The organism is Flavobacterium silvaticum (assembly GCF_012911565.1).
GTDB lineage: Bacteria > Bacteroidota > Bacteroidia > Flavobacteriales > Flavobacteriaceae > Flavobacterium > Flavobacterium silvaticum.
Genome location: NZ_JAAMPU010000093.1, coordinates 20,952 through 47,897, shown reverse-complemented (window position 1 = coordinate 47,897; position 26,946 = coordinate 20,952). Strand labels below are relative to the sequence as shown.

General features: G+C 45.0%; 26 protein-coding genes. 11 read left to right on the top strand and 15 right to left on the bottom strand.

What is annotated here, in order from left to right; translation table 11 throughout:
• From G6047_RS01200 to ileS, 3 genes are all read right to left on the bottom strand, one after another.
• On the bottom strand, positions 1 to 2,155 hold a 2,155-nt coding region (locus tag G6047_RS01200; RefSeq protein ID WP_449404254.1), incomplete at its 3' end, for an Ig-like domain-containing protein.
• 249 nt (positions 2,156 to 2,404) lie between these two features.
• Positions 2,405 to 2,785 carry a TraR/DksA family transcriptional regulator gene (locus G6047_RS01195; RefSeq protein WP_169525616.1) on the bottom strand — a complete coding sequence of 127 codons (381 nt, stop codon included), beginning with the start codon at positions 2,783 to 2,785 and terminating at the stop codon, positions 2,405 to 2,407.
• Positions 2,786 to 2,792: 7 nt separating this feature from the next.
• On the bottom strand, positions 2,793 to 6,221 hold the full coding sequence (gene ileS / locus G6047_RS01190) for an isoleucine--tRNA ligase (protein WP_169525615.1): 3,429 nt from the start codon (positions 6,219 to 6,221) through the stop codon (positions 2,793 to 2,795).
• Between the two features lie 137 nt (positions 6,222 to 6,358).
• Between ileS and G6047_RS01185 the strand changes: the two genes are divergently transcribed.
• Positions 6,359 to 6,697, top strand: coding sequence for a TfoX/Sxy family protein (locus G6047_RS01185; protein WP_169525613.1), 339 nt, complete (start codon positions 6,359 to 6,361; stop codon positions 6,695 to 6,697).
• 9 nt (positions 6,698 to 6,706) lie between these two features.
• Complete coding sequence (locus G6047_RS01180) at positions 6,707 to 7,465, top strand: NADase-type glycan-binding domain-containing protein (RefSeq protein WP_169525612.1); 759 nt, start codon at positions 6,707 to 6,709, stop codon at positions 7,463 to 7,465.
• A gap of 3 nt (positions 7,466 to 7,468) precedes the next feature.
• Here G6047_RS01180 and recO read toward each other — a convergent pair whose 3' ends face one another.
• The 3 genes from recO to gdhA all read right to left on the bottom strand — a co-directional run bounded on the left by recO (position 7,469) and on the right by gdhA (position 12,053).
• Positions 7,469 to 8,185: a DNA repair protein RecO gene (gene recO / locus G6047_RS01175; RefSeq protein WP_169525610.1), complete on the bottom strand. Its 717-nt coding sequence runs from the start codon at positions 8,183 to 8,185 to the stop codon at positions 7,469 to 7,471.
• Positions 8,186 to 8,291: 106 nt separating this feature from the next.
• Complete coding sequence (gene porZ, locus G6047_RS01170) at positions 8,292 to 10,595, bottom strand: type IX secretion system anionic LPS delivery protein PorZ (protein WP_169525608.1); 2,304 nt, start codon at positions 10,593 to 10,595, stop codon at positions 8,292 to 8,294.
• 114 nt (positions 10,596 to 10,709) lie between these two features.
• Positions 10,710 to 12,053, bottom strand: a complete 1,344-nt coding sequence (gene gdhA / locus G6047_RS01165; protein ID WP_169525606.1) for an NADP-specific glutamate dehydrogenase — start codon at positions 12,051 to 12,053, stop codon at positions 10,710 to 10,712.
• 297 nt (positions 12,054 to 12,350) lie between these two features.
• Here gdhA and G6047_RS01160 point away from each other — a divergent pair, with 297 nt between their 5' ends.
• The gene (locus G6047_RS01160) at positions 12,351 to 13,136 is read left to right on the top strand and encodes a THC0290_0291 family protein (protein WP_169525604.1); all 786 of its coding nucleotides are present in this window, start codon (positions 12,351 to 12,353) and stop codon (positions 13,134 to 13,136) included.
• Between the two features lie 46 nt (positions 13,137 to 13,182).
• On the opposite strand, the gene G6047_RS01155 is transcribed toward G6047_RS01160, so the two are convergent.
• A complete protein-coding gene (locus G6047_RS01155; RefSeq protein ID WP_169525602.1) occupies positions 13,183 to 14,325 on the bottom strand; it encodes a cystathionine gamma-synthase in 1,143 nt (380 codons plus the stop codon).
• Between the two features lie 109 nt (positions 14,326 to 14,434).
• Between G6047_RS01155 and G6047_RS01150 the strand changes: the two genes are divergently transcribed.
• From G6047_RS01150 to G6047_RS01125, 6 genes are all read left to right on the top strand, one after another.
• Positions 14,435 to 15,217: a DUF3298 and DUF4163 domain-containing protein gene (locus tag G6047_RS01150; RefSeq protein WP_169525600.1), complete on the top strand. Its 783-nt coding sequence runs from the start codon at positions 14,435 to 14,437 to the stop codon at positions 15,215 to 15,217.
• Between the two features lie 10 nt (positions 15,218 to 15,227).
• Positions 15,228 to 15,578, top strand: coding sequence for an arsenate reductase family protein (locus tag G6047_RS01145; RefSeq protein ID WP_169525598.1), 351 nt, complete (start codon positions 15,228 to 15,230; stop codon positions 15,576 to 15,578).
• A gap of 57 nt (positions 15,579 to 15,635) precedes the next feature.
• Entirely contained in the window at positions 15,636 to 16,496 is an 861-nt protein-coding gene (locus tag G6047_RS01140; protein WP_169525596.1) for a YicC/YloC family endoribonuclease, read from the top strand.
• The gene (gene gmk / locus G6047_RS01135) at positions 16,493 to 17,068 is read left to right on the top strand and encodes a guanylate kinase (RefSeq protein WP_169525594.1); all 576 of its coding nucleotides are present in this window, start codon (positions 16,493 to 16,495) and stop codon (positions 17,066 to 17,068) included. The genes G6047_RS01140 and gmk overlap by 4 nt, the downstream gene beginning before the upstream one ends.
• Complete coding sequence (gene nadD, locus G6047_RS01130; RefSeq protein ID WP_169525592.1) at positions 17,068 to 17,646, top strand: nicotinate (nicotinamide) nucleotide adenylyltransferase; 579 nt, start codon at positions 17,068 to 17,070, stop codon at positions 17,644 to 17,646. The genes gmk and nadD overlap by 1 nt, the downstream gene beginning before the upstream one ends.
• Before the next feature lie 273 nt (positions 17,647 to 17,919).
• Complete coding sequence (locus G6047_RS01125) at positions 17,920 to 18,915, top strand: NAD(P)H-dependent glycerol-3-phosphate dehydrogenase (protein ID WP_169525590.1); 996 nt, start codon at positions 17,920 to 17,922, stop codon at positions 18,913 to 18,915.
• Between the two features lie 45 nt (positions 18,916 to 18,960).
• Here the strand turns inward: G6047_RS01125 and G6047_RS01120 are convergent, their stop codons facing one another.
• Positions 18,961 to 19,560, bottom strand: a complete 600-nt coding sequence (locus G6047_RS01120) for an FMN-dependent NADH-azoreductase (protein ID WP_169525588.1) — start codon at positions 19,558 to 19,560, stop codon at positions 18,961 to 18,963.
• Positions 19,561 to 19,661: 101 nt separating this feature from the next.
• On the opposite strand from G6047_RS01120, the gene G6047_RS01115 reads away from it, so the two are divergent.
• Positions 19,662 to 20,027, top strand: a complete 366-nt coding sequence (locus tag G6047_RS01115) for a winged helix-turn-helix transcriptional regulator (RefSeq protein ID WP_169525586.1) — start codon at positions 19,662 to 19,664, stop codon at positions 20,025 to 20,027.
• 3 nt (positions 20,028 to 20,030) lie between these two features.
• Here the strand turns inward: G6047_RS01115 and G6047_RS01110 are convergent, their stop codons facing one another.
• The 3 genes from G6047_RS01110 to G6047_RS01100 form a co-directional block, all read right to left on the bottom strand.
• Positions 20,031 to 20,438: a hypothetical protein gene (locus G6047_RS01110; RefSeq protein ID WP_169525585.1), complete on the bottom strand. Its 408-nt coding sequence runs from the start codon at positions 20,436 to 20,438 to the stop codon at positions 20,031 to 20,033.
• A gap of 93 nt (positions 20,439 to 20,531) precedes the next feature.
• Positions 20,532 to 21,551, bottom strand: a complete 1,020-nt coding sequence (pheS, locus tag G6047_RS01105) for a phenylalanine--tRNA ligase subunit alpha (protein ID WP_169525583.1) — start codon at positions 21,549 to 21,551, stop codon at positions 20,532 to 20,534.
• Positions 21,552 to 21,695: 144 nt separating this feature from the next.
• Positions 21,696 to 22,052 (bottom strand): hypothetical protein, encoded by a 357-nt coding sequence (locus G6047_RS01100; protein ID WP_169525581.1) that lies wholly within the window; start codon positions 22,050 to 22,052, stop codon positions 21,696 to 21,698.
• A 53-nt stretch (positions 22,053 to 22,105) separates the two neighbouring features.
• On the opposite strand from G6047_RS01100, the gene G6047_RS01095 reads away from it, so the two are divergent.
• Complete coding sequence (locus G6047_RS01095; protein WP_169525579.1) at positions 22,106 to 22,600, top strand: CvpA family protein; 495 nt, start codon at positions 22,106 to 22,108, stop codon at positions 22,598 to 22,600.
• Here G6047_RS01095 and G6047_RS01090 read toward each other — a convergent pair whose 3' ends face one another.
• Genes G6047_RS01090 through G6047_RS01075 form a run of 4 tightly spaced genes read right to left on the bottom strand, consistent with a single transcriptional unit; the run spans position 22,601 to position 26,945 of the window.
• The gene (locus G6047_RS01090; protein WP_169525577.1) at positions 22,601 to 23,359 is read right to left on the bottom strand and encodes a tetratricopeptide repeat protein; all 759 of its coding nucleotides are present in this window, start codon (positions 23,357 to 23,359) and stop codon (positions 22,601 to 22,603) included. It abuts the gene before it with no gap.
• Positions 23,356 to 25,119 (bottom strand): BatD family protein, encoded by a 1,764-nt coding sequence (locus G6047_RS01085; protein ID WP_169525575.1) that lies wholly within the window; start codon positions 25,117 to 25,119, stop codon positions 23,356 to 23,358. The genes G6047_RS01090 and G6047_RS01085 overlap by 4 nt, the downstream gene beginning before the upstream one ends.
• Positions 25,120 to 25,134: 15 nt before the next feature.
• Complete coding sequence (locus G6047_RS01080; protein ID WP_169525622.1) at positions 25,135 to 25,908, bottom strand: tetratricopeptide repeat protein; 774 nt, start codon at positions 25,906 to 25,908, stop codon at positions 25,135 to 25,137.
• Positions 25,908 to 26,945 carry a VWA domain-containing protein gene (locus G6047_RS01075; RefSeq protein ID WP_169525573.1) on the bottom strand — a complete coding sequence of 346 codons (1,038 nt, stop codon included), beginning with the start codon at positions 26,943 to 26,945 and terminating at the stop codon, positions 25,908 to 25,910. Before G6047_RS01075 ends, G6047_RS01080 begins: the two co-directional genes overlap by 1 nt.
• Position 26,946: the final 1 nt, after the last annotated feature.

Genomic DNA, 26,946 nt, shown 5'->3' with positions numbered 1-26,946 from the left:
CACACTGACCTGCCGATGGCGTGAACGTGTACGTCATAGTAGCGGTGTTATTGAGCGCCGGTGACCAGCTTCCCGTGATGCCGTTATTGGAAGTCGTAGGCAAAGCCGATAGAGTCGCCCCTGAACAGATTGCAGCCACCTGGGTGAAAGTCGGTGCCGTATTCGAGTTGACCGTGATGGACATCGTAGCCGTAGTCGCACACTGACCTGCAGTCGGGGTGAACGTATAAGTCGTAGTCGCGGTGTTATTGAGCGCCGGTGACCAGCTTCCCGTGATACCGTTATTGGAAGTCGTAGGCAAAGCCGATAAAGTCGCTCCCGAACAGATCTCAGCCACTTGGGTGAACGTAGGTGCCGTGTTCGAGTTGACCGTGATGGACATCGTAGCCGTAGTCGCACACTGACCAGCTGTCGGGGTGAACGTATAAGTCGTAGTCGCGGTGTTATTGAGCGCCGGTGACCAGCTTCCCGTGATGCCGTTATTGGAAGTCGTAGGCAAAGCCGATAGAGTCGCCCCGGAACAGATCGCAGCTACCTGGGTAAATGTAGGTGCCGTGTTCGAGTTGACCGTGATGGACATCATAGCCGTAGTCGCACACTGACCTGCAGTCGGGGTGAACGTATAAGTCGTAGTCGCGGTATTATTCAAAGCCGGTGACCATGTTCCGGTAATTCCGTTGGTTGAAGTTGTCGGCAGACTGTAACCTGAAGCTCCGGAACAAATGGGCCCGACTTGTGTAAACTCAGGAGTTATCGATGATGTAAGCGTTACCGTAACTGTTAGCCGCGTGGTGCTTTCGTTTCCGGAAACAGTTTGCGAAGCGTAGTAGGTTGTTCCGTTTACCAATGGTGTGGTCGATGGAAGCAGGTTGCCATCGGTTGGCGCATCATACCACTTGATGCTGGTTCCTGTAACAGAAAGTGAAGCCAACGTTCCGGTTCCGCAGACAGTTTGCGCCGACGATCCTGTAGGTGTTTCGATACTCGCCAGTCCGTTGATACGGGCTATATACTTCTGGGATACGCCGTCATAGGTAGAAAATCCACCGGCAATCACATATCGGTCACCCGGATAAGCTTTGATTTCCCAAACCATCCAGTTGGCCCCGCTTATTGGATTGAAGGTACTATCGGGAAAGCCATTGGCATTGAGCCTGACGATACAGCGCTTCGTTACACCACCCCATTGCGTGAAATATCCCCCAATGAGAATCTTATCATCAGGTTGGATCACAAAATCGAGAATGGCGTCGTTTGACGCACTTGTTGGCCCAGGCGGTACATTTCCATCATTGATAAGGACACCGTTCGGGTTCAGGATGGCAATACGGTTTCGGGTCACACCGGAAATGGTACTGAATCCTCCGGTAATGACGATATTTCCATTCGATTGGATTCCGACAGTTCCGACACCTTCTGCGAGGCTCGGTGTAAAAGTGGTATCGAGTGACCCATCTGTATTTAAGCGAATCAAATCTGGTGCAAAAGATCCGTTGTACGAACTGAAATCTCCCGACACGATCAATTTACCATCTGGTTGCAGGCAAAGCGCATCAACGGAACTATTCAATCCGGTTCCTACGACAAATGTGGTATCAAGCGTTCCGTCTGCGTTAAGCCTCGCGATGTTTTTTCGCGCCACACCATTGTACTGGGTAAACTGGCCTCCGATGATGATTTTTCCATCTGGCTGGACGACCATATTTTCAATTCTGGAATAAATGGTTTCCACCACTCCGGTTCCTCCGGCATTGAACGTCGCATCGATCGATCCGTCGGAATTCATTCTTTTGAAATGATTGTAAATGTCAGTGGAATTTACATTGACCGTATAATGACTCAAGGCCAGGATTTTTCCATCGGGCTGGAGCGCAATTTTGTTGTAATTCTCATATATGAGCAGATTCGGGCCACTGAAAGTAGGATCCGGAGTTCCATCTTCATTAAGCCTGATGATCCTTTTGATGGGAACGCCCTGGTAATCGTCTCCCTGTCCGGCCACCAAGATCTTGCCGTCTGGCTGGATGGCCAAAGCGTCCATATTGTCTTCAAAACCGGTTCCGATCAGGAAGGTCGAATCGAGTCGCCCGGGAATAACGTTTTGGGCTGTGGCTGCCCATCCGATAAGTAATAAAAGAGGTAAAATTCTTTTCATTGAGAAACTGCGTTTGTTTTGGTTGTGCAAAAATAGCTTATTGTAAGCATTTTCAGACTTTAAATTATTGTTAGTTTTCAGTCAGGCCGTAATTTAAAGGCCTAAAATACAATGTTGTATACAGGCGTAAATTCCCAATGTATATTCGTCGGCTTTGGACACAAATTCGTTAGTCATTATTGAATAATCGATTTTCCGGAAAACAAAAACCCCGGTTACTACCAGGGTTTCTATTCTTTTTGAAATCTATTATCGCTGCAGGTTCTTCGCCTCGATGCTCATGGTGGCGTGAGGAACAATTTTAAGGCGTTCCTTACCGATGAGTTTTCCGGTCACTTTGCAGATTCCGTATGTCTTGTTTTCGACCCTGAAAAGTGCGTTCTTCAAATCGCGGATGAATTTCTCCTGACGGATAGCCAGTTGGGAATTCGCTTCCTTGCTCATGGTTTCACTACCTTCCTCAAACGCTTTGAACGTGGGTGACGTATCGTCGGTACCATTGTTCAAATCATTCATATAGGCACTTTTTATCAGGTCAAGGTCTGCTTTTGCCTTTTCGATTTTTTTTAGGATGATCTCTTTGAATTCCGCGAGGTCGGCGTCGGAATATCTAATCTTTTCATCTACCATTGTTTAGTCATTTTGAGATTAATATTGATGTTTTGATGTCGTCGAATTCGACTTCAGTTCCAATGACCTCAGGGTCGATGCTGAGGACTTCGGTTAATGTTTCTTCTTTGATATAATGGCCAAAATTTTCGATGGCCGCATTGATTGTTTGTTGGCTTTGGATAGTGACGCGTATTTTGTCTGTCACTTCGAATCCGGAATCCTTGCGCAGGTTCTGGATGCGGTTGACTAATTCACGCGCGATGCCTTCATTCCTCAACGCATCGGTGATCGTGATATCCAACGCTACGGTCAGCCCGTTTGAATTGGCAACGAGCCAGCCTTCAATATCCTGTGATGCGATTTCCACATCTGACGCGGTTAAAGTTATCGTTTTTCCTGAAACGGCAAGCTTCAATTCACCATTGCGTTCCAATTCGGCTATCTGATCTTGTGAAAATTCTTTTATTTCGTTGGCAATCAAGCCCATATCTTTTCCAAAACGCGGCCCCAGGGCTTTGAAATTCGGTTTGATCTGCTTGACCAAAACACCCGATGCATCGTCCAATAATTCGATTTCCTTGACGTTTACCTCGGCTTTTACAAGGTCCGAAACCGCCTCGATTTCAGCCTTCTGATTCGCGTCAAGTACCGGAATCATTATCTTTTGCAACGGTTGACGAACCTTGATCATCTCCTTCTTGCGCAAGGATAAAACCAACGAAGAAATGGTCTGTGCCTTAGCCATTTTGCTCTCAAGGGTTTTATCAACAAAGTTTTCGACAGCAACCGGAAAATCAGCCAGGTGTACACTCTCGAAACTTTCCTTCAAAGTCGCGGCATTCAGGTCTTTATATAGCTGATCTGCAAAGAACGGAGCAATCGGGGCGATCAGTTTGGCAACCGTATCCAGACATTGATACAAGGTTTGGTAAGCGGCTATTTTATCCTGGGCATACTCGCCTTTCCAGAAACGACGACGGCACAAACGCACATACCAGTTACTCAGGTTTTCCTGGACGAAATCTGAAATGGCCCGTGCGGCACGCGTCGGTTCGTAATCAGCGTAGAAAACATCCACATCTTTTATTAAGGTGTTGAGTTCCGATATGATCCACTGATCGATTTCCGGCCTCTGGTTCATCGGTATTTCTTCTTCAGAATAGGTAAATCCATCAATGTTGGCGTATAACGCAAAGAAACTGTACGTATTATAGAGTGTCCCGAAGAACTTGCGTCTCACTTCTGCCACTCCTTCGATGTCGAATTTGAGGTTGTCCCATGGATTCGCGTTCGAAATCATATACCAGCGTGTGGCGTCGGCTCCATATTCGGCCAATGTGGTGAACGGATCTACGGCATTCCCGAGGCGTTTGGACATTTTCTGTCCGTTCTTATCGAGGACCAATCCGTTGGAAACGACATTTTTATAAGCAATCGAATCAAAAACCAAAGTCCCGATGGCGTGCAAGGTATAGAACCAACCGCGCGTCTGGTCGACACCTTCGGCAATGAAATCGGCTGGAAAATCTGTTTTGCCATCGATTTTTTCCTTGTTCTCGAACGGATAATGCCATTGTGCATAAGGCATGGCACCCGAATCGAACCAAACATCGATCAAATCACTTTCGCGTTTCATCGGCTTGCCTGAAGCAGAAACCAACGTAATCGCATCGACGATATTTTTATGAAGATCGACGAGCTTGTAATTTTCTTCAGACATATCGCCTGCCACGAAACCTTTGAACGGATTTTCCGATTGATGTCCGGCAGCGACAGATTTCTCTATTTCGCTGTATAATTCTTCAACCGAACCTATGAGTATTTCTTCCGATTTATCTTCGGTTCTCCAAATCGGCAACGGAATGCCCCAATAGCGTGAACGAGACAAATTCCAGTCATTCGCATTCTTGAGCCAGTTCCCGAATCGGCCTTCGCCAGTGGCTTTGGGCTTCCAGTTGATGGTTTCGTTCAAATCGAACATGCGCTCTTTGACCTCGGTCATTTTGATGAACCAGGAATCAAGCGGATAATACAAAAGCGGCTCGTCCGTTCTCCAGCTATGCGGATAACTGTGGACGTATTTTTCTACTTTGAACGCTTTGTTGTTTTCTTTGAGGAAGATCGAAATCTCGACATCGGACGAACGTTCCGGCGCGGTTCCGGCATCGTAATATTCGTTCTTGACATATTTCCCGGCAAGTTTCAGTGCGTTTCCGTTCGGATTGTCCAGGCTTTCAAGATGCGACGTGAATTTTCCCTGTAAATCGACAAGCGGAACGGGATTTCCGTATTCATCGAGCACCAGCATCGGCGGCACTTCAGGCGAAGCTTCCTTGGCAACCTTGGCATCGTCTGCACCGAATGTTGGCGCGGTGTGCACGATTCCGGTTCCGTCTTCTGTAGTTACGAAATCTCCGGAAATGACGCGAAATGCATTTTCCGGATTCTGGTATGGAAGGACGAACGGCAACAATTGCTCGTATTTAATTCCGACGGCAGCTGCTCCTTTGAATTCCGTCAGTATTTGATACGGGATATTTTTATCGCCCGACTTGAAATTGTCAAAATCAGAAGCTTCTTTCGCTTCGAAATAATTCTTGCCGAATTGTTTCCCGATTAAGTTCTTCGCCAATACGACATTAATTGGCTCAAACGTATATTGATTGAATGTCTTGACTAAAACGTAATCGATCTTCGGTCCGACAGTCAAAGCCGTATTCGAAGGCAACGTCCAAGGTGTCGTAGTCCAGGCCATAAAATGAACTTCTCCGAAACCTTGTAAAAAGTCAGGAAGTGAATCTGCAATGGTTTTGAATTGTGCGACAATCGTCGTATCGGTCACATCGCGATAAGCTCCAGGCTGATTGACTTCGTGTGAAGAAAGTCCTGTTCCCGCTTTTGGCGAATACGGTTGGATCGTATATCCTTTATAAAGAAGTCCTTTGTCGTAGATCTGCTTCAACAGCCACCAGACCGTTTCCATGTATTTCGGCTCGTAGGTCACATACGGATTTTCCATATCCACCCAATAGCCCATTTTCTCCGTCAGGTCGTTCCACACATCGGTGTAGCGCATGACGGTGCGTTTGCAGGCTTCGTTGTATTCGGCGATGGTGATTTTCTTGCCGATGTCTTCTTTGGTGATGCCGAGTTCTTTCTCAGTTCCCAATTCAACCGGCAATCCATGCGTATCCCAACCGGCTTTTCTTTTTACCTGAAAGCCTTTCTGGGTTTTGTATCGGCAGAAAATATCCTTGATGGCGCGTGCCATAACGTGGTGAATGCCCGGAAGCCCGTTTGCAGACGGCGGCCCTTCAAAGAAAACATAAGGGGTTTTGCCTTCGCGGGTCGAGACACTTTTTTCGAAGATATTTTCGTTTTTCCAGAATTCGAGGACATCGTCTGCTACCTTTGGCAAATCGAGCCCTTTGTATTCCTTAAAGCCAGTATTCATTGAGTGGTTTTCTAAAATCAATCGGCGAATGTAACGAATTTTTTATATAAATTGATGTTAAGTGTTGAACACCTGATAGTTTTGGCCTCAACCCAGTAAATTCAAACGTTTTAGGCAGTTTCACCAATCTGGAAAATATGGCATACAGCGAACAAACGGCACTTCGGCTCCAGCAAGCGTTACTCGAACATAACATTGATTTTACCCAAAAGAAAATGTTCGGCGGCATTTGCTTTATGGTCGATGAGAAAATGTGTGTCTGCACACGCACGAAACCAGATGGAGAAACACTTTTGGTAAGAATTTCAGATGCCGATTACGAAAGAGAAATCGAAAATCCGGATTGCCAGCCCATGAGTGACAAAATGAAGAATTTCCTTTATATTCATGAAGATGGCTTCAAGTCTAAAAAACAGTTGGACAATTGGATCAATATGGCTTTGGCTTACAATCCGCAAGCGAAAAAAAGCAAATAATAGCTGGTTATGGCAATCCGTATCTTATTCTTACTTATCAGCCTGGCCGGTTTTGGCCAATCGGTTACGCAATTGTATCCGGAATTGGGCGCACTCATCGACAAAAGTGAAAAGGAAGAAGCTGAATTCATCGAACTAAAAAAGCAATGCGATGATTTCTATAACTCGAACGTGGCGCAACTCGAACGTTCCAAACTGTCCAAAGAGCAAAAAAAGTTAGCAGAAAAATGCGATTTCGAAATGGAAAGTTATTGGGACGTATTAGGTCCCGGATGCAGTTGGTATTGCGGCGCGGGAGAAGACACGATTTCGGCATCATCCTATCTAAAGTCGGCCAAAATAGATTATTCGCCTAAGAACATCCATGATCTCGATTACAAGTCGGCCTGGATTGAAGGTGTAAAAGGTTATGGAATCGGGGAATTTGTCGTGTATCATTTTCCGCCCGAAAACCCAAGGATCACAGAAATAATCGTGGTAAACGGCTATGTGAAATCTGCGAAGCTCTGGAAAGAAAACTCACGTGTCAAAAAACTGAAAATGTATGTCGATGATAACGTGTTTGCCGTTTTGAATCTGTCGGACAGTCGCAACGAACAGCATTTCAAAATCGGGCCGTTGGGTTATTCCGACAGGCAAAACTGGGACATCTTAAAAAACAAGCCGTGGTGGACGATAAAATTTGAGATTCTCGAGGTCTATCCCGGAAGCAAATTCGAGGACACTGTGATTACCGAAATATATTTCGACGGAATAGATGTGCATTGAATATCAGACAAAAATCTGCTGCAAGACTTCCAAAGATTTCGGCCGGCGGAAACCTTCGAGATGCAACGCGTAATAATCGATGAGGATTTTAAGCAATCTTCGCCTTTCCGATGCCGAAAAAATCCCTTGCCCATTTTCAAACCGCAGCGGAAGCAGCCTTGACACCAATTCGGTTTCTGATGCATCGAGGGCGTTCATTCCGGGCAATTCGGTGAAAAATCCTTCGACCATATCAAAATAATTTTCCCCATCCTGGCGGTTCGCCGGATAAAAGCCGAGGAATTTTGTCATCTGCAACAACGTAACCAAATGGAAATTCGCCACCTCGTCATGATGGTCGAGCCAAAGTAAAGCTGTTTCGAGAAAGGCAAAAAGATCCGGGTTCTTTTCTTCTTCGCGAATGCTATGATGCAGCAGTTCCGATAAAAAAAGCGCAATCGTGCTCTTGGAAATATCGGCCGCCACAGTTGCAAAAGGCGAAGAAAGCCGGATTTCCTTGAAGGTTTCAAGCGTGCCTTTGTTTTTGTGGCTGGCTTCTATTTCGAGAATCGTCAGCGGCTGGAAATAGGCGATTTTGCGAGAAGCTGTTTTGGACGATGAAAAGGCGTTGTGGACAAAGTAAGATTTGAGTCCGTCCGATTCCGTAAAACATTTTACGATCAGGCTTTTTTCCTGATATTTTAACGCAGACAAGACGATAGCTTTTGTCTTGATCAGCATGAGAGTCGAATGTCGAATGTCGAATGTCGAATGACTTGCACACCATGATTCAACATGATTTTTACCTCTATCTTTTTGATTTCCGCCTCTTGCTTCTTGCTTCTCATCAGCGGACAATCATCACTTTTTTAACCCTCGTCTTCAAACCGTCATCGGTAGAAATAAAAATCATGTAAACTCCCGATGCCACGCGGTATTTGCCAAAGGCTGTCGTATCCCATTCTATGGTTCCGCCTTCTGCAATAGTTTCAAAAACAAGGTTTCCGGCAATGTCGGCGATTTTGACGTTAGCGTTATCGATCAGGTTTGTGATCTTGACGGTTCCTGTATATTCAGGACGCACAGGATTCGGATAGACTTTTACGTTATCGAGATTATCGCTTGAATCGGTCGAAATCCCTCCGAATGAAACCAAACCTTTAGTCGTGGCAATAAAAACTTCTCCCGTTGATCCGTTGATCTCTATGTCAAGGATTTCATTACTTGGAAGCGGAGAATTATCTATGGTAAAATGATATATGGTTTCCTGTCCGTTTGGCGAAAGAAGGAATACTCCTGCATCTGCAGTTGAAACCCATTTATTATTGGCACCATCCACTGCGATGTCTGTAATCGGCTCACGGTAAAATAGTTCCTGGGCAACACCGTCATCGTCAAGAATGATGATGGATTGGGATTCTATTTGTTCGCCCCCGGAAAAAGCACCTACATTATTAACAACCCGAAGCCCCAGGATAGTGCCAATCCAAAGCGCCCCCCTTTTATCTATGGCGAGTGCCCTGGTATTGGATACAGGCAGATTTCCGGCTTCGTCCCCCACGGTAATCCTTTGAAACGTCGGGCCGTTTTCATAAAACCCTACAACACCATTGGCTTCGGTGGCAACCCATTTTACACCGTTGCTATCGATGACCATCCGGTTGTATCGGTCCGCAGCCGGATTATCCATGACAGAGGTCATGTCATAGGCCTCCCATGTGCCATTGGTGCTCAAAGACTTGATTCCGCTGCTGAAAAAGGTAGCGCTCATCCATAAGGTTCCATTTCTGTCAAACACGCTCTGTTCCACACGTACATCAATGATGCTGGGATTAAGCGTTCGCAATTTGTCCTGAGAATTTGTATTGTCATATTGGGTTACCAATGTCTCATTCTCAAACTTGAGCAACCCTGAAAAATAACTGCTTACATAAAATTGATTCAGGTTGGCCGGATTAAAAGTCATACGGACCAAATCATGGGCATTTTTTCCAGGCTCATGCATTTCTTCATAGGGAATGTGCTTCCAGCCATCGGTTGAGCTGAATTTACTGATACCGAACGAATCCAGCGGATACGGATTGATGAAATTCTCATACGAATAGCCGCCATAAGTCATCCATAAATCCGGAGATTGTGTATTGAGCGAGAAAATATAATTCCGGATTGGGCCTGCAGGAGTGATATCTGTGAATTGGCCCGGATTGGAAATTGTAGTTTCAAAAACGCCGTTGGCCGTAGTTCCGATGAAAAGGGTCGAACCGGCAACGGTAGCACAGCTCAATGTTCCGGTCAAATCTGGAATCGAAGTCGCGTTTACCTGAGAGACGATGCCGAGAGAAGTATTGAACACACTTACCTTGTCTGCCGAAGTTACGATTACATAATCACCGACAGCCCGAAAATCCAAAGGTGTGTTGACCTGGGAAAAGAATTGGAATGGCCCGCCTGAACTTCTGTACAAAGTTCCTGATGATTCGGCTGCAACAAGTTGAGTCCCGAAATTGGCTACTCCTACCCAGCTTCCGGATGCGAATTCTGTCCATTGGGTAGCATCGATCAGGTTCGGATTCGTCACTAAAGCCCGCCTGACACCATTATTGGCCGTGGCGGCATAAATATATCCGTCAAAAACAGTGGTTTGGTTCACGACTATCTCAGGAGTCGATGGTCCTATGAAATACGTATCTCCGAATTGTAACGTAGCCAGATTGTATTGGCAGATTCCAAAATCGCAGGACACGTAGACCATTCCGTCATATTCAGAGAAATGGTTGACCTTTTTGATGTTGGGCGGCAATTGTTTGTTGATGATGTCGACGACTTTCAATATGGTTCCATCGGCTTCATTGATAACCGTCATCAATCCGTTCTCGTAACCAATGAGGGTTTTGTTGAACTGCTGGCTGTAATAAACCGATGATATATTCTGGCCTGCAAGTCCGTCAACCGTTGTAACGGTCTTAGAAACATTGGTATTGAGTTGTTGACTGAACAACGCATTTTCGGCAGCCGCGACAAATTTCTGGTTTCCCTGGCTGATGTCTTTTATGGCCGTAAACGAAAAATAACCTTTCCAGGGATTCTGGCTCTGGCCGAAAAGCATCGGCAATCCGCAAAAGAAAACAAGAAGGTAAAGGTATGGCTTCATCTGGCTGAGATAGTTCGCAAATATACGTAAAACGCCAATCGGCACATTTTCATATGAGGGTAATAAAAAATGCCTCCCGGTTACAGAAGGCATTTTGTTTTATAGAGATGTGAATTATACGACACCCTGCGCAAGCATCGCATCGGCTACTTTTACGAAACCGGCGATATTCGCTCCTTTTACATAATCGATATAATCGGCAGATTCACGCCCGTATTCCATACAAGCCGCATGGATGTTGAGCATGATTCCTTGCAGACGTTGGTCTACTTCTTCCCTTGTCCAGCTCAGGCGAAGCGAGTTCTGTGACATTTCAAGACCCGAAGTGGCAACTCCTCCGGCATTCGACGCTTTTCCGGGAGCAAAAAGGATTCTGGCTTTCTGGAATTCAATCACGGCTTCTGGTGTCGAAGGCATGTTTGCTCCTTCTGCCACGCAGATGCATCCGTTGGCGATAAGCATTTTAGCCTCGTCTCCGTTCAGTTCGTTTTGGGTCGCACACGGCAAAGCCACATCACATTTCACTTCCCACGGACGTTTACCTTCGACGAATATTGCAGACGGATATTTGGTGACATATTCACTGATGCGTCCGCGCAACTCGTTTTTGATTTCCATGACGTAAGCGAGTTTTTCGCCGTTGATTCCGTCCGCATCATAAATATATCCCGACGAATCGGAAAGCGTAACTACTACACCGCCAAGTTCAGTGACTTTTTCTGCTGCGTATTGTGCTACGTTTCCTGAACCGGAAATCGCTACATGCTTGCTTCTGAAATGTTGCCCTTTTGTTTTGAGCATGCTCTCGGCAAAATAAACACATCCGTAACCCGTAGCTTCCGGACGGATCAAAGAACCTCCGAACGGAATCCCTTTTCCTGTCAAAACGCCCGTAAATTCATTGCGCAATCTTTTATATTGACCGAACATGTAGCCTACTTCGCGTCCGCCGACTCCAATATCTCCTGCAGGAACGTCGGTATCAGCACCTATATGTTTTGAAAGTTCGGTCATGAAAGCCTGGCAGAAACGCATGACTTCATTGTCTGATTTTCCTTTCGGGTCAAAATCGGAACCACCTTTACCTCCACCCATTGGCAAAGTAGTAAGGCTGTTTTTGAATGTCTGCTCGAAAGCGAGGAATTTAAGGATGGAAAGGTTTACCGACGGGTGGAAACGCAAACCTCCTTTGTAAGGGCCTATCGCAGAGTTCATCTGGATACGGTAACCGCGGTTGACCTGGGTGTTTCCGGCATCATCGATCCAGCAAACGCGGAACGTGATGATACGCTCGGCTTCGACCATGCGTTCGAGCAACATTTTGCCCTGATATTTTTTGTTTTTTTCGATGAAAGGCAATACGGTTTCGGCAACCTCGTGTACGGCCTGGATGAATTCTGGTTCGTTTGGGTTACGATTGGCAACCGAATCTACAAACGCAGCAATGGACTGTGACATAAGTTATCTGTAAAATTTATAATATGAGTAAGAAAACGATTTCGTTAAACGGGGCAAAGGTACATTTTTCCAAATCAGCTGAATCAAATTTTTTGAATTTCGCAAAAAAATTATTATTTGCATAACCTTTATTGCGAAATTCAGCAACAAACACAAGGCTAGATTGCTGATGCTGTCAATTTCAGTGAGTTCCAAGTATTTTTTATTTTATTTTAGAAACTGAAAGCGATTTTTATATATTTGCCACCACACGAGGCATATGCCGACTGAAATAAGTTAAATCAATCCCCAGATACAATGCCCAAGTATTTTATCGCGAGCTTATTAATGGTATTGGGCTTTTCAGGCCAGGCTACTGCTCAATTAGGATTCTCGCATGAAATAGGAGCCATCGTGGGTCCTGTTGCATTCCAGTCTGATTATGGGGAACGCCATGACTTTAAGACCAATGCCGGGAATACCGGAATCGGAGTCGGTCTTATCCATTACCTCAACTTTGCCTATCGTGCCGAGTGTAACTGTTATGCTCCCGAGACTTTCTTCAACGACCATTTCAAACTCCGCAGCGAGCTTTCTTTCAACAAAACCAAGCTGAACCACGAAGGGGAATGGGCAGATAAGAACAATACCTTTGGGCGTCAGTTAAAAGCCATGCAAGGTGAGACTTCAGTTACCAATATTGGTGTACAACTTGAATTTTTCCCGTTAAGTATCCGTGAATTTTCGGCATCTCCCGGAAAATTGGCTCCTTTTATAAGCCTTGGCGGACAGTTTTCATTTTACAATCCTAAAGCCTACTCTACTTTAGGCCCTGGAAAATTAGGTGACGACCCGACAATTACACCGGTGAAGTATTTCGATGCTTTCGATCAGGAAGGCGGAACCACGTGGTCTGTGGTAGGAAGTATTGGAACGCGTTACAAACTTACAGTCCTTTCAGATTTGATGATTGACCTGCGCTGGCAGTATTATTTCTCAAACTGGGTTGACGGCCTAAACCCGAATCCGGACGTTTACAAAGAAAACAAAGCCAACGACTGGCTGGTTTGGCTTAACGTGGGATACATTTACTATTTGGATTAAGACAAAACGATATATAAAAAGGCCCGAAAGTGATTTCGGGCCTTTTTTATTTTAGTGCCTGTTCGATGTCGGCAAGCAAGTCTTCGATATCTTCGACCCCAACGCTCAGTCGAACCAGATCATCTGAAATTCCGCCTGCTTTGCGTTTATCTTCTGGAATAGATGCATGTGTCATCGTAGCCGGATGATTCGCAAGAGATTCCACTCCGCCAAGAGATTCTGCAAGAGTAAATACCTTGAGATTTTCGAGGAACTTTACGGCTTCTGCTTTGTCGCCGGATTTGAACGTGAATGAAACCATTCCCCCAAAACCTTCCATTTGTGTTTTTGCCAATCCATGGAATGGGTGCGACTTCAAGCCGGGATAAAAAACCTGTTTTACTTTCGGATGGTTCTCGAGGAATTCGGCGACTTTCTCTCCATTTTCACCATGTCTTTGCATTCGCAGATGAAGCGTCTTGATACCACGCAACACCAAATACGAATCGTGAGGCCCGAGCGTAGCACCTGTCGCGAATTGCTGGAAATGTAATTGCTCGCCCAACGCAGCATCTTTTATGACCAAAGCGCCGGCGATAACATCGGAATGCCCACTAAGGTATTTTGTCGCCGAGTGCATCACGACATCGGCACCTAAATCCAACGGACGTTGTAGATATGGCGTCGCGAATGTATTATCGACGGCGAAGATGATCCCGCGACCTTTGACCAATTCGGCAATTACTTTGATATCGCACAATTTCATGAGCGGATTTGTAGGCGTTTCAGCCCAGATGAGTTTGGTTTTATCTGAAAGTAATTTCGAAAATGCATCGGTATCATTAAAATCCACAAAATGGAAAACAATCCCGGATTCTTTGTAGATACGCGTGAACATCCTATACGTTCCTCCGTACAAATCGTCCATCGCAATCACTTCGTCACCGGCTTTCAATCCGCGAAGCAGGCAATCTGTCGCTGCCAAACCAGATGAAAACGCCAATCCGCGGCTTCCGTTTTCAATGCTGGCCAACGCATTTTCCAAAGCGGTGCGTGTTGGGTTCGCGGCACGGCTGTATTCATATTCGCCTACCGGAACGCCGGGGCTTTTCTGGGCATACGTAGAGGTCAGGAAAACAGGTGGCATCACGGCTCCGGTCACTTCTTCATGGTGTTGGTTCCCGTGGATTGCCTTTGTGTTAAACTTCATAAAAGGTTTTTTATAGTTGTCGATAATTTGCAAATTTACCATTGATCCGGTTTCAAATTTTGCTTCGCGAGAAAAGATTTCAACGGTTCTTTCATCCAAATCACGAAAAATGCCTTTACCCAAATCTGATACTAAACGTCCTACAGGATTTGTCTTTCTTTCAGTTCTGATACTGATCGCCTTGTTTTTCCAATCCTGCCAAAAGGAACTGGAATTCGAAACCCAGACGTTTGAAAAAAAAACATCGCTTCCGTGCAAAGGCGTATGTCCGCACGTTGTGCTTAAAATCCCGATTGCGAAAAACCAGCAGCCTCAGGCAGACAGTATCAATAACAAGGTTTTTTCCGTACTCAAACAGATTATTTACTTTGGTGAAAAACCGTATGATGCCAAAGATTATAAAGGTTTGGTTACCGACTTCATGGCTTCCTATGAAAAAACACAGCGCGATAATCCCGATGATCTTTTTGGATGGGAAGGCGAAGTCACGGGAAAAGTCATCTACACGTCTGAAAATCTTATCGATATTGAAATCCAGCATTATACATTTACCGGTGGCGCACATGGTTATGCCGGAAAAAGATCTTTGTTGTTTGATGCCCAAACTGGAAAATCAGTTCCGAATGAAAAGCTGTTCTCAGATGTGAAAGGATTTACCAAATTAGCCGAAAGCAAATTCCGGAAGCAGTACGGCATTGACCAAAAAGCACCTATAAACTCGGACGGCTTCATGTTCGAAACCCAATCGTTTACGCTTCCGGAAACTATTTTCTTTACAAAAAGCGGAATACTGCTTTATTATAACCCGTATGAAATTGCCTCGTATGCAGATGGCCCACAACAAATATTGATTCCGATGGCCGAAGCAAAACCTTTTCTGGCAATTGAATAATTTCACCCTGATGGATACTATCGTTTATTATATGGCATCGTGCGATACATGCCGCAAAATACTGGCTTCATTGCCAAAGAATAATTTACAGCTACGTGACATTAAGCAACAACCGCTGACGGGATCAGAAGTAGATGCCTTGAAAAACCTGGCCGGAAGCTATGAGGCGCTTTTTAGCAGAAAGGCCCAACTGTACAAAAGCCTCGGCCTCAAAGACAAAAAACTTACAGAGCCTGATTACCGCAAATACCTTCTCGAACATTACACTTTTTTGAGCCGGCCGGTTTTTGTGATCGGTGGTATAATCTTTATCGGGAACAGACCGGAAAACGTCGCTAAAGTCATCGAAGCCCTGTCATGAAAGTGCACTCAAAGCCACTCGCAAATTTGCGTATCTTTGGGCTTTCAAATTTTCAGCATGATACAATCAATGACGGGCTTTGGAAAGGCATTCGTACAATTGCCTGCCAAAAAAATTACCGTAGAAGTAAAATCCCTCAACAGTAAAGGCCTTGACCTTAACGTAAGAATGCCATCGGCGTACCGCGAGATGGAACTTGGGGTACGGAATCAGATAGCCGGCGCGCTCGAACGCGGCAAAATCGATTTCTCCATTTACATTGAGAATACTACAGAGCAGACTGCAACCCGCGTCAATGTTCCCATAGTCCGTGCCTACGTTGAACAATTGCGTGAGGTTTACGCTCAGGCAGATGAAACCGAACTGATAAAAATGGCTGTGCGTATGCCCGATGCCTTAAAAACCGAACGTGAGGAAATCGACGAAAACGAGTGGAAAGAAATCCAGAAAGTCATTGATGAAGGTTTGGTCAATATCCAGCAATTCCGCACCAGTGAAGGTGTTTCCCTTGAAAAGGAATTCCTGTTCCGCATCAGCAACATCATGCGGATGATGAACGAAGCGATGGCTCTTGACGGCGAACGTATCATCAACGTGAAAAACCGTCTCAATGCAGCTCTTGACGAATTAAAAGTGACGTTGGATGAAAACCGCTTCGAGCAGGAACTGATTTTCTATCTGGAGAAATACGATATCACCGAGGAAAAAGTCCGGCTCGAAAACCACCTCAACTATTTCATAGAAACGCTTGCAGGCAAAGAGGCAAATGGTCGAAAACTCGGGTTCATCACCCAGGAAATGGGACGTGAGATCAACACGATGGGTTCAAAATCGAATCATGCACAAATGCAGAAAATTGTAGTCCAGATGAAAGACGAACTCGAAAAAATCAAGGAACAGGTACTAAACGTATTATGAAAAAAGGCAAACTCATTGTTTTTTCGGCTCCGTCTGGCGCAGGCAAAACCACCATTGTCCGTCATTTGTTGGGCTTGCCGGAACTCCATCTTGAATTTTCGATTTCCGCTACGTCACGTGGACCGAGAGGTCAGGAAACACATGGAAAAGATTATCATTTCATGCCGCTGTCCGAATTCAAGCAGCACATACGCAACGACGATTTCCTTGAGTGGGAAGAAGTATACGCTGATAATTTCTACGGGACATTGAAATCTGAAGTGGAAAAAATCCGCGAACAGGGAAAGAACGTGATTTTTGACATCGATGTTTCGGGCGGATTGCGCATCAAACGTAAATTCCCGGAAGAAACACTTGCCATCTTCGTAAAACCGCCAAGCGTGGATGAACTCAAACGAAGGCTCAAGGAACGATCTACCGAAAGCGAGGAGAAAATTGCCATGCGCATCGCAAAATCTTCGGCGGAATTGGCGACGGCACCGCTTTTTGATGTTATCGTGGAGAATCAGGATCTTGATTTCGCCAAGCAGAAAGCATACGACCTGGTCAACGATTTTGTAAATAAAGACTGATGAAAGTCGGTTTGTATTTTGGCACGTTCAACCCGATACACATCGGACATCTGGCCATTGCGAACCATATGGTTGAGTTTACAGAGCTGGATCAGGTGTGGCTTGTCGTGACGCCTCATAATCCGTTGAAGGACAAATCGACGCTTCTCGATGATTATAAACGCCTCGAGTTGGTACATCTGGCAACGGAAGATTATCCGAAACTCAAGCCCTCGGACATCGAATTCAAACTGCCTCAGCCGAATTACACCGTAAATACGCTGGTTCATCTGGAAGAAAAATTCGACCGTCATCAATTCTCTCTTATCATGGGAGAAGATAACCTCAAATCGCTTGCGAAGTGGAAGAACTATGAGATGATCCTGGAACATTATCCCATTTATGTGTATCCGCGGATTTCAGAAGCCGAAATGCCCACTTTCAAAACAAAAGCCGGCATCCATAAAATTGATGCGCCTGTCATGGAAATTTCTTCGACGTTCATCCGCAAAGCAATAAAAGATGGGAAAAGCATCCGGCCGCTCCTGCCGGAAAAAGTCTGGAGGTTTATAGACGACAACAATCTCTATAGAAAATAGCTCAAATTAAAAGGCGCTTCCCTGAAATCTCCGGAAAGCGCCTTTCTCAAAACACCAAAAACAAAATTTAACTAACTTTTTGCGACCTGTAAAGGCCTAAATTAACTCTTGTGATAACGCAAAGTTAGCCGATGCATTGCGCTGTGAATGTGAATATTAAGTTAAAAAAGTTAAGTACCCGAAACCTTTGGGATTTTTAACGGGAATATTCATCTCTATCTTTTGGAGCTATTTATTTTTTTATCCTACTTTTGAATCCAAACTACTATTTGAATGAGCCAAAAACATAAGTTTGCGGTGATTGGCGGCGGAAGTTGGGCCACTGCGATTGCAAAAATGCTTTGTGTGAATGAACCTGAAATTGCATGGTATATGCGAAACCAGGATGCCATCGAGCATTTACGGACGCACTTCCACAACCCGAATTATCTGAGTTCTGTAGAATTCAATCCAAAGAAACTTTTCCTCACCAGCGATATAAACGAAGCGGTTGCATTTGCCGACTATATCATCTTTGCGATTCCGTCGGCCTTCCTTAGTTCGGAATTGGAAAAGCTTACAGCAAGCCTTGACGATAAGGTAATTTTTTCTGCCATCAAAGGTATTGTCCCTGAAACGAGTCTTATAGTAGGCGAACATTTTAACGAAACCTATGAGATTCCTTTTGAAAACATCGGTGTCATTACCGGTCCTTGCCACGCGGAAGAAGTCGCTTTGGAACGTCTGTCTTATCTAACCATTGCCTGTGGCGATCCGAAAAAAGCAAAAATCATGGCGAAATCACTGTCGAGCGATTACATCAAAGCCAAGATTTCCGATGATATCATAGGTACCGAATATGCTGCAATGCTCAAGAATATCTACGCTATTGCCGCCGGAATCGCACACGGGTTGGGTTATGGCGATAATTTCCAGTCGGTTTTGATGAGCAACGGAATCCGTGAGATGAAAAAATTCATCCGCAAAGTTCACAAGATGAAACGCAACATCAACAACTCCGCTTATCTGGGTGATTTACTCGTTACCGGATATTCTGTTTTTTCCAGAAACAGGATGTTCGGGAATATGATCGGTAAAGGCTACACGGTCAAAAGTGCCATGATGGAAATGAATATGGTTGCCGAAGGGTATTACGCGACCAAAAGTGCGCATAAACTCAACGAAAAACTCGGGGCCAAAACACCTATAATAAACGCTGTCAACGATGTGCTTTATGAAGGCAAGGAGGCGCGTTCCGTTTTCAGGAAGCTTACCGAAAAACTCGATTGATCCAAAGACAATAAAAAAGCCCGTTCATAAGAGCGGGCTTTTTATTTAAACGGCTATGCTTTCAATTGCTTTTTCGAGCGCTTTTTCCTGAAGAGCCGGAATTCCCAATCCTTCGGCACGATAGACTTCAAAATCTGTGATCCCGATAAATTTAAAGATGCTTTCGAGGTACGGAACTGCAAAATCAAGAGCCGCCATCGGGCCATCTGAGTAAATGCCACCCGTAGCTATGGCGATATGGACTTTTTTGCCTGATAGCAATCCTTTTGGGCCTTCGGAACTATAACTGAACGTATGCCCGGCACGGATCACATTATCGAGCCAGCTTTTTAATACGGATGCAATCCCAAAGTTGTGAAGCGGAAGACTAATGATGATATGGTCGGCTGTAAACAATTGCCGGACGGCTTCATTGCTGCGTTCCAACAGTTGTTTTTGCTCTTCTGTCAATAAATCCGTTGGTGTACGCAATGCGGTTGTCTGCTTCCCGTCTAGATGTGGAAACGGATTGTTGACCAGGTCAATTTCTACCAGTTCGCTTCCGGGATTTTTGCTGATCAGTTCCGATACGATTGCTCTTCCGAGTTGTGTGCTTATGGATTCATCACCACGTGGGCTTGAAGTAACATGCAATATATTTTTCATGAGGATTTGGTGTTTAACTTTTACATCACAAAATTACCTACATTTGCTAACCTAATGTTAGTAGTTAACAAAAGGTAAGTGCTTACTTTTAAGTTACCGATATGGAAACCGAAATCCTCAACGAAAAAATTTCACCTCAGGAATGTACCGCAAGACTCAATGCTGTGGGCGACGCACTTTATGTCATTGGCGGAAAATGGAAACTGCGTATCATCATCACGTTATCGTCTGGTACAAAACGTTTTAACGAGCTTCAGCGCGCGATAGACGGCATTTCGGCAAAGATGTTATCCAATGAACTCAAAGACCTTGAAATAAACGGATTTGTACGTCGTACCGTCCATGAAGGTCCGCCAGTTGTCGTGGAGTATGAACCGACATCTTACAGCGATACCTTACACGATGTATTGGAGTCATTGAACAAATGGGGGACGATGCACCGAGAGAAATTGCGAAAGGAAGGATGATAATCAGAGCAGGACGACGCCCGGGACGAACAGAATAGGCACTTCTTCAGTAGCGCGTTCGTTTATGGTATTCGTCCGGAAGATGAATTTTTTGTCGTAAAGTGTATTGCCTATGAAGTACGTGACCATGAATTCATTGTTGAGTGCGAGTACGCTTTTTTCTACCATCTCAATTTTGACAACGGAAACCGAAGGCACTTTGACAAACGCATGCCGAAGCAACGATGTCTTTTTCATTTCACCATCGATAGTTCCAAAGGCTTTTGAAACGACCATTACGGAATCTATGTCAAAATCTGAATCATTGACTAAATAGACATACCAGACCTTTTCCATGAAATCGTCATTCCATTCCTGGACGGCGGCGAGGAAAACGTTTTCTACTTTTGGGATTATGATGTCTTTTTTCATAGACGAAAGTCTGAATGATGGAGGAATTGCTACAGCTTAAAATCGGGGTCAAACCGAATTCATATGCTTTGTCTTTCGTCTTTGGCCATTTGTCTATATACTCGCCTTGAATTGCTCCAAAAACCGCACGTCATTTTCATAAAACATACGGATGTCGCCAATCTGATACAATAACATCGCGATACGTTCGATTCCCATACCAAAGGCGAATCCGTTGTATTCGTCCGGGTTGATTCCGCAATTTTTAAGTACGTTAGGATCGACCATTCCGCAGCCCATGATTTCAAGCCAGCCCGTTCCTTTGGTGATGCGGTAATCTGTTTCGGTCTTTAAACCCCAATAGATATCGACTTCGGCGCTTGGTTCGGTGAACGGGAAATACGAAGGACGCAAACGGATTTTTGACTTTCCGAACATTTCCTTGGTGAAATATAACAGCGTCTGCTTCAAATCGGCAAACGAAACATCTTTGTCGATATACAAGCCTTCGACCTGGTGGAAAATACAATGTGAACGGCTGGAAACAGCTTCGTTCCGGAAAACACGACCCGGAGAAATAGTCCGGATTGGCGGTTTGTTGTTTTCCATGTAGCGAACCTGAACCGACGAGGTATGCGTCCGCAACAAAACATCAGGGTTAGTCTGGATAAAAAACGTATCCTGCATGTCCCGGGCCGGATGGTATTCCGGAAGATTGAGCGCGGTGAAATTATGCCAGTCGTCTTCAATTTCCGGCCCTTCACTCACGTTGAACCCGACACTTGAAAAAATATCGATGATCTGGTTTTTGACGATGGAGATCGGGTGGCGTGAACCAATCGGCATCGGTTCGGCCGGACGTGTCAAATCGCCGTAAATACCAACTTTTTCGTCTTTGGCTTCGAGTGCTTCCTGTATGGATTTGACTTTCTCCTCGGCTGTATTCTTGAGCTGATTTATGACCTGGCCGAATTCCTTTTTCTGGTCGTTCGGCACATTCTTGAATTCTGCGAAGAAATCCTTTAAAAGTCCTTTGCTCCCGAGGAATTTAATTCGGAACGTTTCGAGTTGTTCCTTTGAGTCGGTGTGGAAATTCTGGGCTTCGAGAATGTATTCTTTGATCTTATCGGTCATCGTTCAGGTCTTGTCTTGAAAGGTGCAAATTTACAATTTAGAATGAACAATTAACAAGGAATAAGTAACAATTATGCTTGTAACCAGAAGGATTGGCAATCATTGTCCGGAGTAAATTCTTACTTGTTAATCGTTCATTATTAATTAATCAATGAACTCCTTTTCAATGAAATAATTGACGATAGCTTCTTTCATTAAAACAGATTGTTCCCCGGCTTTCAAAGCTGGCAATTGTTCCTTGACCTTATAATGTGGCCAGCCTTCGCGGTCGACATAATCGAATTCATAGAATCCATAAGGTTCGAGCAGACGGCAAATGGCAACGTGCATCAAATTGATCTTCTCGTCTTTTTTGTAGGTTCTGTGCAATTGTCCTAATTCCTGAACGCCGATCAGGTAAATGATGGAATCCAAATCTAGGTCTTCACCTTGGGAAAAACGGTCGGACAACAATTGGACGAGCTTTTCCCATCGCTCTTTCAATACTATATCGCGGGACATGGGCCTTTTTGATTATTTTTGGTAAAAGTACACATTAACCCTGAGCTTATGCCATGTTAATCCTGGACCTCTTGCTTGCCGGCGCACTACTTTACGGAACAGTCAAAGGATTGTGGAACGGATTTTTTGCCGAACTGGCTGCTTTGATTTCCTTTTTCCTTGGTATTTATGTGGCACTTGCCATTTCGGGGTCTTTAAAAGAATTCCTTGAAGCCCATACAAAATGGCAACCCATTTCAATACGCATGATCGCTTTTGGCATTCCGTTTTTATTTACCATCATTGGGATAAGCTTGTTGGCCAGATGGCTGAACAAGGTTGTTTCGCTTGGTGGATTGAGTCCGTTCAATAAAGTTGCCGGAGGATTCATAGGGTTTTTCAAAACCTTGCTTATCATAAGCATCTTCCTGAATTTATTCTTTAACCTCAACTCAGGCGGTTTCTTTGCGACAAAAGAAGAATTGGACCAGTCGTATTTTTTTAACCCGATACGTCAATTCGGAACTACCATTTACCCTATGTTGGAACAATGGTATCTGGAAATGTGATTATTTCAATTCGCGGATATCGGCCTGCCTGATCCAGCCTTGGTTGCCGTCCTGAAGTTCCACTTTTTTCCAGTCATCCAATTGTTCAAGAACCTGTACTTTGGTTCCTTCGTGTAACACAAAAGCATCCTGCGCAGCATTTTGGGGCTCGCTTTTCACACCCGAAATCGATGCAAAGACAATAGCCGGCCGATTGCTTGAGATACGTACCTTTTCAAAATAAGCGGCAAAAAGACTGACAATCAATACCAAAAGAAAAACGCCCATTCCAATAAACAAAATCCGTTTCAAAAGTGTCGACCAGCTAAAGTAATATCCGGCAAAAAGTGCCAGGATCATAAAGGCCGAAACCACGCTGAGCCACGCCCAGCCATTGACGGTCATAGACGAGGTGTAATCTTCCATCATCTTACGGAAACCAACTTTAGGGATTTCCTTGACATCGTCGATCTGTAATTTCTGGGCGAATTTGAGATTGGTTTTCACGTCGTGGTTTTCCGGATCAAGCAACAGTGCTTTTTCATAATTGAAGATCGCAGGTGCCACTTTATTCATCTTATAATAGCTGTTACCAAGATTGTAATACAGCTCGACCGATTCCTTTTTGGATGCCAACACACTTTCATACGCCTTTGCGGCCGCGTCAAAATTGCCTTTGCGGTATTCGGCGTTACCGAGTTCGAATCCGTTTTGCGTTCGGCTAAAAATCGAAGCAAGCAACATCAGGCTAAGAGTCAGGTTTTTTACGATGCTTCTCATGACGCCAGTTGTTTTTCAAGTTCCGACAATAATCCGGCAGCCTTATCGTAATCTGATTGTATCGATGCATCTGATGCAGGCGCATATCGGGCGAATTCACAATTTTCGGTCAGACGTATATATTGGTCGACCGTTTCCGGATTGGCGCGTTTGGCCAGCAACAATTCACGGATTTTATCTTTGCTCATCTCCGAAGTTTCAATCTGTAATTTAGCCTTCAAAAAGTTATGTAACGCACGTTCAAGCGCAATGTAGAAACGCTCTTTGTCGTGGATCGCCTTTTTGGCTTCGGACAGGTATTTTTTGGCCAGGCGATTCGACTGGCGTTTTCTGTTCCCGACCACATCGCTGTCTCTTTCTTCCTTGCGACGACGAACCACTACCAAAAGCGGGATAGCCAGGAAAGGCGCTATCAGCAAGGTATAGAACATTCCGGATCCAAAAAACGACGGCTGGTTGACCGGTTCCAGTTTTGTCTTTAATTTGATAAAACCGAATTGATCCGATTTAAGCACTTCCTGTTTTCCGGGTGTATTCTGTGCGACCGAAGGCTGCGTCGGATTTCCTGGACCATCAAGTACTTTCACCATGATTTCCGGTGATGTGATGGTTTTGTATCGGCCCGATTTCAAGTCGAAATACGAGAACGACATGGGTTGGATAGGATAATTTCCTTTATACGACGGAACGATGGTATAGGTGTCTGAAATCTTTCCGGACATTCCCGATAGAGGCGTCGTTACGTTTTCTTTGTGAACCGGATCGTACATTTCAAGAGATGCCGGAACGACAGGTTTTGGCAAATCGAACAGTTTCAGGTTTCCGTTTCCGGTCACGCTGACCGAAAGATCAAGGCTTTCCCCGTTTTGCAATGTCGTTTTGGACGGCTTGACCTTAAAGTCGAAACTTCCTACGGCGCCGGTAAAATCATCAGGCTTTCCAGCTTCCGGCAGCGCACGCACACTAATGGTCTTTGCTCCTGCCGATACTTTTTTGCTGTCGTTTACAACCTGTTGCTGCCCGAAGAAATTTCGTCTTCCGGTCGGAACCTGTATGTCAAGATCGAGTGCAAGCGGCTCAATGGTAAGCTTTCCGGATTTCTGCGGATACAGCACGGTTTTCCGAAGTACCACAAAACGCATGGGCTGGCCGTTGAACGTACCTTGTTCGGCAACGAGTTGTTTGATATCGATATTCTGGCTCCAGAAGTCGTTGTATTTCGGCTTTTCGAGTTCGCGCCAGTTCGTAACACCAATGTTGTAGCTCAGATAGAGTTTATAAACAACCGTGATGGGTTCGTTGATGTACGGATTGGTTTTGGAAACCTCGGCGACCAGCTTGATAGCATCATCCGTATTCACAGGTTCCGGTTCTCCGGGCTGGCGCGGACGGTCTATTGGGTTCGTCACATTGATACGCACCGGATTCGTTTTATAGACTTGTCCGTTGATCTCGATAACGGCTTGCTTTATGACAAGTGATCCTCGTTGTTTCGGCTCGAGAAAATACGAATAACTCTTGACGAACGAACTTCTGCCGTTGATCCAGGATTGGCTCACACGCTGGCTCGGTCCGCCAACTACACGGAAACCTTCAAAATTCGGAGGCGTAAAGTTGTCCCCGTCTGCATTCATCTCAAAGTCGATGCGCAGCGTCTCGTTCTGGCCAAGCGTCTGTCGGCTCACTTTGGCCTCGAACTGCACCTGGGCCTGAATGCCGAAGCAACAAAGCAATGCTATGATTACACCTATCTTTTTCATGTCAATTCCATTTGCCTACCAGTCTTTTTCGGTTTGCACCGGCTTGCCTTTTTGCTGGCGGGCTTTCACTTTATCCTGTACTTTTTTCTCTTCGTTGTTCACCGCGTCAAGCATATTCTGCATGCGTTGTTCCGAGATTCCTCCGGGACGTGGCTGTGGTTTTTTATCGGGCTGGTTTCCGTCTTTTTTGTCCTGGTCCTGATTCCCTTTATTGTCTTTCTTATCGTTTTTGTCTTTGTTGTCGTCCTGCTTCTTGTCGTCTTTTTTATTTTTGTCGCCGCCCTTGTCGTCCTTTTTATCCTTCTTGTCTTTTTTGTCCTTCTTATCGTTCTTTGGCGGAGGAGGCGGATTGTCCTTGAGCATTTTTTTGGCCAGGGCGTAATTATACCGCGATTCTTCATCGGCCGGATCGTTGATCAAGGCATTTTTATAAGCAGATACGGCAGCCGTGTAATCTTTCTGTCCCATGTACACATTTCCGAGATTGTGATACGCCTGATGCTTTTCCGGTCGTGTCGTGGCATTTTTTATCGCATTCAGGTAAGCCGCTTTGGCTTCGGCTGGTTGTTTTATCTTGTAGATACTGTTTCCAAGATTGTAGGATGATACCGATTTCTTCGCGAATTTCGACTGCGATTCACGGTAACTGGCTTCAGCCTCGGTGTATTTTTTCGCATCATATGCCGAATTGCCTTTCGGGAGGAATTTGTCTTTTTCCTCCTTCGGCTCTTCCTGTGCACGGACCATCCCGACAGTCAAAACAAGCAGATATAGCAAGAAATTCTTCATCATTCCTTTTCGTTGAATAGATTCATTTTCCGGATCCAGGCCGTTTTTTTCTCGAGCAAAAATACATCTGCCACCAACAATAGCAAACCGAACCCTAAAAACCACTGGAATTGTGAGTTGTAATCGGTGAATTCCTCGCTTTCGAATTCGGTGCGTTCGATGTTATCAAGCGCTTTCTTCACGTAATCAAGCACCTGGGCCGTATTGTTCCCGAGCACATAACCTTTGGAATTCTTTGCAATCGCCTTAAGGTTTTCCGGATATAATTTCGTGATGACGACCTCATCGTTCCTGTCGCGCTTGAACCCCATCGGACGACCGTTTTCCTTGAGCGGAATCGGTCCGCCTTTTTCAGTTCCCACACCAATGGTAATAATCTTGATGCCTTGTTTCTTGGCTTCTTCGGCCGCTTCACCTGCTCCTTCTCCGTGATCCTCCCCGTCCGAAACCAGGATAATCATTTTGCTGGTTGACTTATCGTCCTTATCAAAATAAGATGCCGACAACCGTATCGCTTCATCCAAAGCCGTTCCCTGGGATGATACGATATCTGTATTCATACTCTGAAGGAACATTTTTGATGCGGCGTAATCGGTAGTAATCGGCAATACGGGAAATGCACTTCCGGCATAGGCAACGATTCCAATCCTGTCGCCTGCAAGCTGATTGATCAATTGTGAAACGAGTTGTTTGCTTTTTTCCAGACGGCTTGGGGCAACGTCTTCGGCAAGCATACTTTTGGAAACGTCCATGGCAAACACAATGTCGATTCCTTCGCGTTTTACGGTTTCGGTTTTTGTGCCGATTTTCGGATTGACCAAACCTAAAATCACCGATGCCAATCCCAGCATGACCACCACAAACTTGAGCGTGCTTTTGAACGTCGATTTTTCAGGACTTAGGCGTTTGACCATTTCCAGATCGCCGAATTCGCGCTGCTTTTTTCGTTTCCAGTACAAATTGGCAAGGAAAATCAAAGCCAGCACTGGAATGACAGCGAGCAGATACAAGTATTTCTTTTCGTCTAATTCGTACATG